Source organism: Mycobacterium sp. ST-F2 (assembly GCF_001905655.1).
GTDB lineage: Bacteria > Actinomycetota > Actinomycetes > Mycobacteriales > Mycobacteriaceae > Mycobacterium.
In genome coordinates this window covers 20933-33157 of sequence record NZ_JMHT01000020.1, presented here as the reverse complement: position 1 = coordinate 33157, position 12225 = coordinate 20933, and the positions used below count along the sequence as shown (strand labels likewise).

The 12225-nt window shown below is 65.9% G+C and carries 14 protein-coding genes; 8 read left to right on the top strand and 6 right to left on the bottom strand.

Going from position 1 to position 12225, the window contains the following annotated elements; all coding sequences use genetic code 11:
* Together EB75_RS08890 and EB75_RS08885 are read left to right on the top strand one after the other, a co-directional pair.
* On the top strand, positions 1-729 hold a 729-nt coding region (locus EB75_RS08890), incomplete at its 5' end, for a type I glyceraldehyde-3-phosphate dehydrogenase (RefSeq protein WP_073695066.1).
* Between the two features lie 731 nt (positions 730-1460).
* The gene (locus EB75_RS08885; protein ID WP_142239502.1) at positions 1461-2606 is read left to right on the top strand and encodes a dienelactone hydrolase family protein; all 1146 of its coding nucleotides are present in this window, start codon (positions 1461-1463) and stop codon (positions 2604-2606) included.
* Here the strand turns inward: EB75_RS08885 and EB75_RS08880 are convergent.
* Positions 2518-3513, bottom strand: coding sequence for an AraC family transcriptional regulator (locus EB75_RS08880; RefSeq protein ID WP_083612111.1), 996 nt, complete (start codon positions 3511-3513; stop codon positions 2518-2520). The two genes, EB75_RS08885 and EB75_RS08880, sit on opposite strands and share 89 nt — an antisense overlap.
* Positions 3514-3548: 35 nt before the next feature.
* Here EB75_RS08880 and EB75_RS08875 point away from each other — a divergent pair, with 35 nt between their 5' ends.
* From EB75_RS08875 to EB75_RS29925, 4 genes are all read left to right on the top strand, one after another.
* The gene (locus EB75_RS08875) at positions 3549-4388 is read left to right on the top strand and encodes an NAD(P)H-binding protein (protein ID WP_073695057.1); all 840 of its coding nucleotides are present in this window, start codon (positions 3549-3551) and stop codon (positions 4386-4388) included.
* A gap of 23 nt (positions 4389-4411) precedes the next feature.
* Entirely contained in the window at positions 4412-4855 is a 444-nt protein-coding gene (locus EB75_RS08870; protein WP_073695056.1) for a nuclear transport factor 2 family protein, read from the top strand.
* A 114-nt stretch (positions 4856-4969) separates the two neighbouring features.
* Positions 4970-6322 carry a DUF445 domain-containing protein gene (locus EB75_RS08865; protein ID WP_083612107.1) on the top strand — a complete coding sequence of 451 codons (1353 nt, stop codon included), beginning with the start codon at positions 4970-4972 and terminating at the stop codon, positions 6320-6322.
* A 31-nt stretch (positions 6323-6353) separates the two neighbouring features.
* The gene (locus EB75_RS29925; protein WP_083612105.1) at positions 6354-7328 is read left to right on the top strand and encodes an Abi-alpha family protein; all 975 of its coding nucleotides are present in this window, start codon (positions 6354-6356) and stop codon (positions 7326-7328) included.
* A gap of 22 nt (positions 7329-7350) precedes the next feature.
* Here the strand turns inward: EB75_RS29925 and EB75_RS08855 are convergent, their stop codons facing one another.
* From EB75_RS08855 to EB75_RS08835, 5 genes are all read right to left on the bottom strand, one after another.
* Positions 7351-8328, bottom strand: coding sequence for a VldE C-terminal domain-containing protein (locus EB75_RS08855; protein ID WP_142239501.1), 978 nt, complete (start codon positions 8326-8328; stop codon positions 7351-7353).
* Between the two features lie 116 nt (positions 8329-8444).
* Complete coding sequence (locus EB75_RS08850) at positions 8445-9020, bottom strand: maleylpyruvate isomerase N-terminal domain-containing protein (RefSeq protein ID WP_073695054.1); 576 nt, start codon at positions 9018-9020, stop codon at positions 8445-8447.
* Positions 9021-9025: 5 nt separating this feature from the next.
* Positions 9026-9499 (bottom strand): SRPBCC family protein, encoded by a 474-nt coding sequence (locus EB75_RS08845; RefSeq protein WP_073695053.1) that lies wholly within the window; start codon positions 9497-9499, stop codon positions 9026-9028.
* Entirely contained in the window at positions 9496-9852 is a 357-nt protein-coding gene (locus EB75_RS08840) for an ArsR/SmtB family transcription factor (protein ID WP_073695052.1), read from the bottom strand. The genes EB75_RS08845 and EB75_RS08840 overlap by 4 nt, the downstream gene beginning before the upstream one ends.
* 179 nt (positions 9853-10031) lie before the next feature.
* Positions 10032-10910 carry a MerR family transcriptional regulator gene (locus EB75_RS08835; RefSeq protein ID WP_073695051.1) on the bottom strand — a complete coding sequence of 293 codons (879 nt, stop codon included), beginning with the start codon at positions 10908-10910 and terminating at the stop codon, positions 10032-10034.
* Positions 10911-10991: 81 nt separating this feature from the next.
* Between EB75_RS08835 and EB75_RS08830 the strand changes: the two genes are divergently transcribed.
* A complete protein-coding gene (locus tag EB75_RS08830; RefSeq protein WP_073695050.1) occupies positions 10992-11330 on the top strand; it encodes a hypothetical protein in 339 nt (112 codons plus the stop codon).
* Positions 11327-12166 carry an SDR family NAD(P)-dependent oxidoreductase gene (locus EB75_RS08825; protein ID WP_073695049.1) on the top strand — a complete coding sequence of 280 codons (840 nt, stop codon included), beginning with the start codon at positions 11327-11329 and terminating at the stop codon, positions 12164-12166. The genes EB75_RS08830 and EB75_RS08825 overlap by 4 nt, the downstream gene beginning before the upstream one ends.
* The last annotated feature ends 59 nt before the right edge of the window (positions 12167-12225 follow it).

The following is a 12225-nucleotide window of genomic DNA, read 5'->3' as shown; positions in this document are numbered from 1 at the left end:
GACATCGTGGTGGAATCGACCGGGATTTTCACTGACGCCGCCAAAGCGCGAGGGCATCTGGAGGCCGGTGCCAAGAAGGTCATCATCTCCGCGCCGGCGACCGGTGAGGACATCACCATCGTGATGGGCGTCAACGACGACAAGTACGACGGCAGCCAGAACATCATCTCCAACGCCTCGTGCACCACGAACTGCCTGGGCCCAATTGCCAAGGTGCTCAACGACGAATTCGGTATCGAACGCGGCCTGATGACCACGATTCACGCCTATACGCAGGATCAGAATCTGCAGGACGGGCCGCACAAGGATCTGCGCCGGGCCCGGGCCGCCGCCCTCAACATCGTGCCGACCTCCACGGGTGCGGCCAAGGCCATCGGCCTGGTGCTGCCCGAGCTCAAGGGCAAGCTCGACGGGTACGCGCTGCGGGTGCCGGTGCCCACCGGCTCGGTCACCGACCTGACCGCCGAGCTGGGTAAGTCCGCCACGGCCGCGGAGATCAACGCGGCCATGCAGGCCGCGGCCGAAGGTCCGCTCAAGGGGATTCTGAAGTACTACGACGCGCCCATCGTGTCGTCCGATATCGTCACCGACCCGCACAGTTCGTTGTTCGATGCGGGACTGACCAAGGTCATCGACAACCAGGCCAAGGTCGTCTCGTGGTACGACAACGAGTGGGGCTACTCCAACCGCATCGCCGATCTGATTGCGCTGGTGGGTAAGTCGCTGTAGCACGATTGCGTCCAGCCCACCGCTGGCCATCGTGAAGCTGTGATCAGTTGGCGGGGCGACGAACTCGACACCTTCGGCACCGAGCTGTCCGCCGATGACGGTGCGGCCTCATCGACTGGACGTGCGCACGTCTCGAGGTTGACCCATCCACTCGGGGAGCGACGACGAATCCACTCTTGAGTTCAATCGTGATTCAGGAGGGCGCCGAGTGTGTTAAACAGCGGGAAAGACAGCGCTGCCATTCGCTTCCGCGTTCAGCGCCACTGACGACCGGTAGGGCGATGATGCGACTTGCGCGATTGCCGGCGACGGTGCTGACCGGGGGCATCGCCATGATTGTCCTCGCGCCGGGGCCGGCATTCGCTGATTCAGGGCCATCGGGCACAACCCGTGCACCCAGGTCCGAGCACTCCGCGATCAGTACGCGCGCTCAGGCCAAGCGGGACGTCCCCACTCGCTTGGACGACAAGCGCGAACGACGCGCCCGCAACTCGTCTGCCCCTGCGGCCACAAACCCACGGTCGACGCGCGCCGACCCCACGCACCGAGAGGAGCGGTCACTGACTTCCGCCGCTTCTGAGGCGAAACCGTCACCCGCCGCGGTATCCCGGTCCGCCAAGGTGACGAGGTCCGATTCCGCGTTCGCTCGGTTGCCGCACACCGCCAGAGTTGTCGCGCCGGTGGCGCAGCCTGAGTCGACGCTCGCCGCGGTCCCGGCGGTCTCGAGGCCCGTGACGACTACGAAGGCGGGTGCAGCGGCGGGAACCGTCCCTGGCCACGCACCGACGTTGCTCGGTGTCGTCACGGGGCTCATCTTCGGTGCGGTCACCCACCTGGAGCGACTGCTGGCAGGGCCGCCTACCGTTCCAGCCGGCAGCTCCGTCACGGTGCGCAGTTCCACACTGGAAGTTGCGACAGGAGTCGTCGTACCGGCGGACTGGTACTTCCCAGCCGGTAGCGCACCCGAGCGAATGATCCTGCTGCAGCACGGCTTCTTCGCCGTCGGCGCAATGTACAGCGACACCGCCGCGTCGCTGGCCGAGGACACCCACAGCGTCGTCGTCGTTCCGACGCTGACATCCAACCCGTTCGCCGACAGTGGGCTGTGGGTCAACGGTGTTGGTATGCAGCAGGCGATCGCCAGGTTGTTCGTCGGCGACCGCACGGCGCTGACATCCAGTGCAATCGCAGCCGGCTACGACAGGCAGTACGGCCTGCGCGCCGAAGATGCGATGCTACCGGCGCAGTTTGCCCTGGCCGGCCATTCCGCCGGCGGCGCACTCGTATCCGGCACCGCGGGCTACTTGGTGAGCTACGGAGCGGCAGACGACCTGGCCGGTGTGTTGCTGCTGGACGCCGTCACCACCGGGGGCCAGCTGTCGGGTGCGCTGGCCAAACTCAACGCCTATGAGCAACAGACCGGGCGGTACATCCCCGTCCGGGAAATCGGATCACCGCCGAACCTGTGGAACTTCATCAGCAATGTCGACACTGCGTTATCCCGGTCTCGGCCTGGCCATTTCAGCGGCGTCGTACTGTCCGGCGGCGTCCACACCGATTCGATGGGTGGCGGCAGCGCTGTCAGTGAATTCCTGGTGCACCTGGTCGCCGGATTCCCGATCACGCAGAATCCGTTGGCGCTCAGGCAATTATCCGGACAGTGGCTCAACGATTGGTTCGCCGGGACCACCGGCGTCGACGACAATCTGGTGCCCGGCACCACCCTCACCATCGCCACCACAAACGGGACCGCCGTCGGCACCGTGATCGGCCCATCATTGCCAGAACCTACGCGCGAAGGACCGACTCCTCCGACGCGTTCTGGTGCCGCCACGCGATCGGCGGCACATCGTGGTGCCGCCGGAATGCAGTGGTGAACGAATACGACGAGCCATATCCCACTCTGTTCGCGATACCCGACAGGCCAAGATCGGTGGTGCGCAACAAGTCTCGGGCCCGCGACATGCGGTGATCGGTGAGGTACTGCAGTGGTGGCTGCCCGAGCACTTCACCGAATATCCGCGCGAACGCCGCTCGCGACAGTCCCGCAACCGCGGCGAGTTCGTCCACCGTCCAGGCTCGGGCAGGGTCGTCGTGCATGGCCTGTAATGCATCCCGCAGACGCGGGTCGGCCGCGGCCCGATACCACCTCGGCGCCGCCGGGCTGTTGCGAAAGTCGCTGCGCAGCGCGAGCACCAACAACACGTCCAGCAATCGGTCGAGCACGGTCTGCTGCCCGGCCTCGACGACGACGAGCTCCCTGGACAGGAGGCTGATGATCTCGCGCAACGGATCGTCCTCGGCCGACGACAGGGTCAGCACCTCAGGCAGCGCATCGACCACACCGCCGGCGACGTCGCCGGCGAATCGATAGGCACCGCAAAGGAATACGGTCGCACCGTGATCCGGGGCCGCAGTCGGCGGGAGCCGGCGCCGGAACTCGTCCGGGTCCAGGCACACAGCGCCGGGCTCGTGCGCCAGGTGGTGCGGCACTCCTCCCTGCACCAAGGTGATCTCGCCGGGGATCAGCTCCGTTGCATCCTGCGGATCCTCGCGCCACAACCAGGCCCGGCCGCGCGTCACCGCGTGTACCGCAAGTTCGACGGACCCGCCGAGCCGCAGTCCCCACGGCGGCGTCACCTCGGTCCGGGCGAACACCGCTCCCGTCGCCCTCGCGCGCATCAGGTGGTCGTACAACAGGTCCACGACCACCAGGATGCGCGAGACACTCCCAGCGGACAAGCACATGAGACGCTCGCACAACGAGTCGAGCGGATAGAACATCGATGCGCGCACCCCTGTGGCGGAACAGTCGAGACATGACCACCAGCTCCCCGACCGTCCTTGTACTCGGCGGCACCGGACGCACCGGCTCCCGCATCGCGACCTCCCTCACGGCGCACGGCGCCCTCGCCCGCACCGGTTCCCGCACCGGCAGCGCGGTGATGTTCGACTGGGATGACCCGCGGACCTATCGGCCGGCCCTGCGCGGAGTCAGCCGCCTGTACCTGGTCGCCCCTACGATGCGAATCCGGTTCGCCGACCAGGTCGCCGCACTACTCGATGAGGCCGTCGACTCCGGCGTCCACCACGTCACCCTGCTCAGCGCCTACGGCGCAGACCGGGCACCTGCAGTGATCGACCTGGCGGCTGTGGAGCAGCTGGCCACCGAACACGACGAGTTCACCCACACGATCCTGCGTCCCGCGTGGGTGATGCAGAACTTCACCGACGACCACCTGCCGCTTGTGGACGACGCCCTCATCGTCCCCAGCGGCGGAGGCGCCGAGGCATTCGTCGACGCGGACGACATCGCGGCCGTGGCGGTGCGCACGTTGCTGGAACCGACCGCGCACGACGGCGCCACGTACTCACTCACCGGTCCCGCCGCACTGACCTTCGAGGACGTCGCGGCCTTCATCGCCGACGTCAGCGGGCGCCCCGTGAAGCACGTCGACGTCGACCAGGACGTATGGATCGACAGCGCGGTCTCGGCCGGAGTGCCGGCCGGCTACGCGGTGCTGCTGCGGTGGCTGACCGGTTCCGTCATTGCGGGCGCCGGCGCCATCCCCACAGGTGACATCGAACAAATACTCGGCCGCCCGGCCACCGACTTCGGGGCATTCGCCCGGCGCAACGCTGCAGCCTGGATCAACTGAAACACGAACGACAGGAGCACAACGTGACCAAGTACATCGACGACGCCTCGGCCTTCGGCGCCAACGGGCTGTTCTTCGACGTCATCCGCACCGGGCTGCAAGGCCTGGTGGAGGGAGAGGACTACTTCGACCTCCTCGCCGACGACGTCGTGTTCGAGTACGTGATCTCCGTGCCCGGGTATCCGCGCCGCGTCGAAGGGCGGGACGCAGTGCTCGAGCTGTACGGCGGCTACGACGACTACATGAAGCTCCACAGCGCCGGCGGACTGCGGCGCTATTGGGACCCGGAGTCGTCGGTCGTGGTTCTCGAGTACGAGGTACACGGGCATCCCGTCCACGGTGGGCACGACTATGACAACCGGTTCGTCTCCATCGTCACCGTCTCCAACGGCAAAGTGACGCACTGGCGCGACTACCTGGACCCGACAGCGGTGTTCAACGCCACCGGATGGCCCTCGACAGACTGAGGGCACGGCGGTCCTCCACATGTCACGGTCTGGCACCGCTTCAACCGCTAATGTGCACACGCACAGGTAGGCAGCCGTTCTCGTCGGCTAATCACCTTTGCTCGACGAAAGGCGGTGAGGACGACGCTCGACGAAGTCTGGAGTTGGCTGGTCAATCGCGACTGGACGTTGAGCCAGATCCACACCCCGACGGAGTGGTTCGCATTCCTGAGCATTCCGTTGTTCACCGCGGTGATCGGCTGGCTCATCAACTGGACCGGCCTGATCATGCTGTTCTACCCGGTCAACTTTCACGGCTTCAGAATCCCGGGGATGGCCGAGTTGGCGCGGTTGTTGCCGCACAAACTGCAGGAGATACCCGGCATCCTGCAGGGCGGAGTCGGTTGGCAGGGCATCGTGCCGGCGCGCGCAGCCAAGATGGGCTCCATCGCGTCCGACAAGGCGATTGCCAAGCTCGGTACGCCCGCGGAGTTCTATCAGCAGCTCGAGCCCGACAAGATCGCCGAGCACATCGTCAGGCTTTTCGAACCCGAGATCGCGCAGCTGGTCGACGAGGTGATGATCGCCAACGACCCCCAGTTCTGGCGCGACCTGCCGACCGTGGGCAAACGCGCGATCGTGGCGCGCGTCCAGTCGCAGTTGCCGGACGTGGTGCGGTCGATCACCACCGAGATCGGCATCCACATCGACCAGTTGCTCGACCCCAAGATCATGGTCATCGAGCACTTCCGCAAGAACCCGGACCTCGTCATCCGCGTGTTCAAGGACATCGGCCAGCGCGAGCTGAACCTCATGGTCAACTTCGGCTTCATCTTCGGGTTCCTGTTGGGCATCCCCGTCGCGTTCATCGACCACTGGTTCCACACGTGGTGGATGCTGCCGGCGCTCGGCGTCATCGTCGGCTGGATCACCAACGCACTCGGCATGTGGCTCATCTTCGAACCGACCGAGCCGACGCGCTACTTCGGCATCAAGTTCCAGGGCTTGTTCCTGCGCCGGCAGGAGCAGGCCGCCGACGTGTACGCCGGGATCATCGCCGACGATGTCATCACCCTGGAACGCATCGGCGACTTCCTGATCGACGGCCCGAGCGGCGACCGCACCCGCCAGATGATGGCCGCCGCGCTCGGCCCCGCCATCGACCGCGCGGCCGGCCCCATCCGGGGCGCCGCCCGGGTGGCACTCGGCGCCCAGGCGTACGACTCGATCAAGGCAGGCTTCGCCGCCGAGGCCGTCGGCCGGACGCTGACGCCCTTCAAGGACGAAGAATTCTCGAAGGCGCAGTCAGGGAAAATCCGGACGCTGATCGCCCAACGCACCAAAGAACTGCCCCCGACCGACTTCGTGGAGATGTTGCGGTCGGCCATCAAGGAAGATGAGTGGATGCTCTACGCTCACGGCGCGATCATGGGTGCGGCAGGTGGCTTCCTTCACTACGGGATCTTCTTGGGGCTCGGTGTGGCATGAGGGTCCAGCGAGGAGCGAAGGCGGATCGCGCATGAGTAACGACCAACGCCCGACGCCCAGGCGGCGCCACGCCCAGTGGGGACCGGTCAGCGCCACGTTTTCTCCCGCACCGGAGTCGTCCTCGTCGCTGCTGCCCAAGAGCGTCGAAATCGGCGAAGCACTGCCCGGTCTGGTCCGCCTGGCCGCAACGGCATGGGTGCGTACGGCCGAGTGGACCCTGGTCGCGGGACTCAAAACCGGTCGTCGCGCACTCGAGATCGTCGCTGACCCTGCATCCGCGGCCGACACCGCACGCGAGCTGATCTCCGGCGTCGCCCAGGCCGGCGCGGTTTTCGGTGACCTGGCGAAGGCCGTGTCCAACGGCGTCTCGGTGTCGGAGGCCATCGTCCAGGTCAGTGCCTCGCTCACCGAAACAACGACGACGACGCACGACGTGACGCATCAGCAGGAGGAGGAAGAGCGTCAACGCCAGATGGAGCAGTCGTTGCGCGCTCAGGGCCAGGCGCTGCTGACCCGTTCGCGTGACGTGTGGAACACCGAGCGCGGTCACCCCGCCTACGCCCGCATCCTCGAGGAGATGGCGCCCGACGAGGCCCGCATCCTGCTGTTGCTCCTGCGCGGCGGACCGCAGCCTGCGGTCGACGTCCGCACGGGCGGCCCCATCGGCATGGTGTCCTCGCGGTTGGTGGCTCCGGGCCTCAACATGATCGGCCCGCGGGCCGGCCTGCGATATATGGACCAGGTCCCCGCCTACTTGAACAACCTCTTCCGGCTGGGGCTGATCTGGTTCTCGCAGGAGCAACTACGCGACCCGCTGGAATACCAGGTTGTCGAGGCGCAGCCGGATGTACTGGCCGCGATGCACTCGGTACGCGCACACAAGGTCGTCCGTCGTTCGATCCACCTCACGCCATTCGGTGTGGACTTCTGCCGCGCCTGCCTGGTGTCCGAAAGCGAAGACGTGGCAACCCTGCCCGAACATCAGGCCCCGCACGACATCGAGTGAGCGGCGTCGGCCGTCGCCGAGCTCAGGAGACGGTCACGTGGACGTGGTCGAAGTGGGAAGCCACCCGCCACATCGTGTAGGCGATGCCGAAGCGTGCCGCCTGACTCTCGAGGTCGGCCCTTATCTCATCCCCGAGACCCATGTCCGAGCCGATCATGATGTCCACCGCATGCCCGCTCGGGTGATCAGGAAGCCGATCCGCGCGCACGCCGCCAATCGACTTCACGCCGGGGTAGGTGGCCATGATGTAATCCACGATCACCTTCGCATTGGGGACCAGACCGGTCATCCCGACCGTGGGGATGGGCGCGATCGGACCCAACGCTGCCGTGACGGCCGCTGTCGGAAGAACCAACCCCTCCTGCTGGGCCGGGGACAACGCGGCATAGCTCGCGTTGACGGCGGCCATCTGCTTCCGCAGCCGAGCACGCATGTTCTGCAGGTCCGCTCGCACCGCAGCGGCCGCGTCGACGGCCGCCTTCGCGTCAGCCGCGGACTTTGCCGAGGCCTCCTCGATGGCCCGCGCGTCCTGGTAGGCCTGGCGGAAGCCACGCATCTGCTCGGATATCTCAGCGCCCACCACGCGCTGGACGGCCAGGGTGTCGATCAGGTTCGAGGGCGACGACGCGGTCAGGATCGCGCTGACGCCGTCGGTTCGCCCGCCCATGTAGGCCGCGGCGGCATACTGGTCAACGTCCTGCTGGTAGGTGTTCAGCTGGGTTTTGGTCGCCTCGAGGCCGGCGAGATCGTCGGAGTGCTTCTTGTCCGCCTGCTTCAGTGATTGCAGCTTCGCGTCGAGCTCCGGCTGCGCATTGCGGATCGTGTCGGACAGCTGTTCGACCTGGCGGGACAACTCGTGGATCTGCGCCAGGCCGTCTTGCGGTGGGTCGGCGCTTGCGACGCCACCCCACACCACGCTCAGGGCCGCCACTCCGGCGATGGCGCCGACCACGGGCCTGTGGACGGCGCGATTCGCCACAAATCGCGAGTGAACCTTCAAGACTGCGGATCCTTTGACGCTGTCGACGTCAGCTCTGTCGAACCGACCGTCCATGTGCGTTAGTTGTCGAGGAGGCTACAAAATGGCGTCTGCTCTGTCCAACCAACCAAGCGCGCCTACCGTCTCGCCGACCACGCCGGGTCCCGACCGATGAACCCCACCAGTCGGGTCACCGGGTCGGCATCGTCCGCCACCGCGACGGGTGGTCCGTACTGCCCCGATGAGCGCAGCAGGTCCTCTATTCCGACCATGCCCACGAGCATGTGCGTGGCGAATTCGGGGTCCAGCCCGGACTTTCGGCCATTGGAGGTGGCCAGGTCCCACGTGTGCATGTACACGTCGGCGGTGTAGAAGCGGTCGATTGCATCGGCAAGCCGGTGAGTGCCCGCCATCGGATGGCTGAAATCGCCGTCGGCCGCGTCGCTGTCGAGCAGACCCTGCACTGCCGCGGTGTGCGCGGTCCACGCCGCGAGCGGGTCATCTGTGACGGCTGGGCCGGCAGGCAACGCCACGCCTCCCGCACTGAGGAATTCGGTGAACCAACCGACCAGGTGCGCGACGATGTCGCCCGCGGTCCAGTCGGTCACCGGCGTTGGAGCTGACCAATCCTGCACCGCCGCAGCATGTTCGGTGAACCCAGCGGCAATGGCGCGGTGCCGGTCAGCGGGTGTGAGCTCGGTGAGGGCAGCCATGGTACTCAGAGTTCGCCGACCAGTGCGTCGAGTTTGGCGTAGCCCTGGTCGACGCCCGTCTCCATCCCCGAGGCCAGCCACGCGTCGCGTCCTTCGAAGCTGTCCACCAACGACTGTGCGTGCAACCGGGTGCGGCCATCGCCGAGATCCTCGAACCACAACGTCTCGAGGGACACGTCGTCGGGCATGCCCTCGAAGGTGAAGGTCTGCACGATCTTGTCGTCGGCGACGGTGTGGAAGCACCCGCGGAAGCCGAACTCCTGGCCGTCGCGGACCGCGACATAACGCCAGCTGCCACCGTTTCGGGCGTCCCACTCAAGGATCCGGGTGTCCATGCCGTCAGGTCCGACCCAGCGGGCGAACAACTCCGGGTCGGTGTGCGCCTTCATCAATTGTGCTGGGGTGGCATGGAAATCACGGGTGATGCGGATGAGTGGAACATCCTTGTCGGCTTCGATGACGGCCTGCGCGGTGTTCATGATGCTCTGCCCTTTCGTCGCGGTTTCACTTCGGTGTCATTCATTTCGGCCAGCACGGCATCCAGGCGCTGGTAGCGCTGTTCGGCCTGCCGTTGGTAACGCTCGATCCATTTCGTCATCAGGTCGAACACCTGCGCTTCCAAGTGCACGGGCCGGGTCTGTGCTGCGCGGCCCCGGCTGACCAGGCCGGCATCCTCAAGCACTTTGAGGTGCTTGGAGACCGCTTGCATGCTGACGTCGTACGGTTCGGCGAGCTCGCTGACCGTCGCGTCAGCCCTCGTCAGCCGGGTCACCATGTCCCGCCGGAGCGGATCACTCAGTGCCGCAAATACTTTCGACAACTGGTCGGTCATTGTGTTCCTCAACTTTTTGGTTGAGTACGAGTGTGCGCGCAGAGGCGCGCATTGTCAACCTTTTGGTTGAGTAAGTCGTACTGGACACGGACTCAGTGAGAGTGGTGAGTTCAGCGGCCCACAGCGCGCACTTCAGCCCGGCTCAGAAATCCGAAGTTTCGCGATGCCAGGAGGTGCTGTCATGTTGGCGGTGGAGTGGTGCTGAAGATCGGCCAACAAATCTCCGTGGCGGTGAACGTTGTCGGATCTGAGGGCGTGGCGCCGAGGTAGTGCTCGCGGATCGGACCCTGGCCGCTGATCAGATGCTCGTTGGCGTATATGCCCAGGGCGCCGTAGCTGCGGTCGATGCTTTCGTCATGACCACCGGAGTGGGTGAGCACCGCGTATTCGGCCTTGGGTAGGACCTCGGCCCGGACGCCCTCCGGTGGGTCCGTAGATTGCGGCGCGGGCACGAACAGGGTTGCCTCGCCGCGCGATTCGAGGAACAGTGCCCGGTCGTAGAGGCCGCCCAGCACGACGGCGGATGGTGTGCCTGCTGCTGCGGCAACGGCGTCCAGCAGTTTCTTCAACGTCGCCGCGAACCAGCTGTCGATCTCGGAAATCTCGATGGTGGCGCCGACGGACCAGACGGCCAGCGCAGGCTCATGGCGCACTGCAACAAAGGCGGGGGTCTGCACGGGAGAAAGCAACTCGCGCAGCGCGCCAACGGTGTCGCGGGTCTGCTGCAGCTGCTCCTCCATCTGTTCGAGATGAGTCGTGATGATCTCGGTGCGGGTGGCGGCGTCGTCGGTGCTCAGCAGCGCCTTGATGTCGGGAATGGACATGCCCAGGGAACGGAACCGGCGAATGATGTGTGCGTGATCGACCTGGCTGGTGTCGTAGAAGCGGTAGCCGGTGTGCGCATCGATGTGAGCCGGCTCGAGAATCCCGATGTCGTGGTAGTGCCGTAGCGCCTTCCTACTCAGGCTGGTCATCACGGCGAAGTCACCGATCGAAACCTGTGCGCCCACGACGCCCTCCTCATGCGATCCACCGCCCGCGTTATCGGCTGAGGCCATCCTGCAGTCTCCCCCTAGGGCAAGGTCAACATCACGGCACAGGCTTGACCCTCCCCCTACGGGAAGCCCCACCGTGGGGTCATGACCACAGATTGGGATGCACTCCCGGACACCATCAAGACATTCATGACTGCGCTCACCACCCCGGAGGACGGCCGAGCGCTCGCCACGTTCACCGCCGATGCGGTCGTGACCGACGAGGGGCACGATTACCCGGGCCGTGACGAGATCGGGGCCTGGCTGACCGCGTCGGCCGGCGAATACACCTACACCTCCGAGTTCACCGGCGCGACCATCACTGACACCACCATCGACCTCGGGCAGCACCTGGAGGGCGACTTCCCCGGCGGGGTCGTCGACCTGCACTTCCGCTTCACCCTCGACGGCGCGTCGATCAGCCGGTTGGTGATCGAGCCATGAGCAGGAGATGGTTCATCACCGGAGGCACGCCCGGCGGCTTCGGGGTGGCCTTCGCCGAGGCAGCGCTGGAGACGGGAGACCGCGTGGTGCTCACATCCCGGCGTCCGCAGGAGCTGGCGGCCTGGGCCGACCAGTACGGCAACCGCGTTCTCGTCCTGCCGCTGGAACTCACCGATACGGCGCAGGTGCAGCGCGCGGTACATATGGCCGAGGAGCACTTCGGCGGTATCGACGTGCTGGTCAACAACGCCGGCCGCGGTTGGTATGGATCGATCGAGGGAATGGACGAGTCCTCACTGCGGGCGATGTTCGAGCTGAACTTCTTCGCGGTGCTATCGGTGACGCGCGCAGTGCTGCCGGGGATGCGTGCCCGGGGCAGCGGGTGGATCGTCAACGTGTCCTCGGTGGCCGGGCTGGTGTCGGCGGTTGGATTCGGCTACTACAGCGCGACGAAGTTCGCCATTGAGGCCGTCACCGATGCGCTGCGCAACGAGGTTGCCGCACAGGGCATTTCGGTGTTGGCGGTCGAACCGGGAGCTTTTCGCACGAACGCCTACGCCGGATTCGCGAACGAGCTTGTCGCGGAAGCGATTCCGGAGTATCACGACATGCTGGAACAGGTCCGCGCCGCCTTCGTTGGGATGGATGGGGTGCAGCCCGGCGATCCGCGCCGCGGTGCCCGCGCGGTGATCGCGGCGATGGCCCAGGACCCGCCGCCCCACCGGCTGGTTCTGGGCAACAGCGGATACGACGCCGTCATCGATGCGCTGGAGCAGAACCTGGCCGACATCCGAGCCAACGAAACGCTCTCTCGCAGCGCGGATTTCCCGACCTAACCGGCTGCCGGGGGCACGACACACCCGACCCGGTCAGTGCGCTAGCTGACCGTGGTCGG

Excerpts from the sequence above, each read along its gene's own strand:
- EB75_RS08825 (WP_073695049.1), top strand. The coding sequence starts at position 11,327 with ATGAGCAGGAGATGGTTCATCACCGGAGGCACGCCCGGCGGCTTCGGG.
- EB75_RS08830 (WP_073695050.1), top strand. The coding sequence starts at position 10,992 with ATGACCACAGATTGGGATGCACTCCCGGACACCATCAAGACATTCATG.
- EB75_RS08835 (WP_073695051.1), bottom strand. The coding sequence starts at position 10,910 with ATGGCCTCAGCCGATAACGCGGGCGGTGGATCGCATGAGGAGGGCGTC.
- EB75_RS08840 (WP_073695052.1), bottom strand. The coding sequence starts at position 9,852 with ATGACCGACCAGTTGTCGAAAGTATTTGCGGCACTGAGTGATCCGCTC.
- EB75_RS29925 (WP_083612105.1), top strand. The coding sequence starts at position 6,354 with ATGAGTAACGACCAACGCCCGACGCCCAGGCGGCGCCACGCCCAGTGG.
- EB75_RS08845 (WP_073695053.1), bottom strand. The coding sequence starts at position 9,499 with ATGAACACCGCGCAGGCCGTCATCGAAGCCGACAAGGATGTTCCACTC.
- EB75_RS08880 (WP_083612111.1), bottom strand. The coding sequence starts at position 3,513 with ATGTTCTATCCGCTCGACTCGTTGTGCGAGCGTCTCATGTGCTTGTCC.
- EB75_RS08875 (WP_073695057.1), top strand. The coding sequence starts at position 3,549 with ATGACCACCAGCTCCCCGACCGTCCTTGTACTCGGCGGCACCGGACGC.
- EB75_RS08850 (WP_073695054.1), bottom strand. The coding sequence starts at position 9,020 with ATGGCTGCCCTCACCGAGCTCACACCCGCTGACCGGCACCGCGCCATT.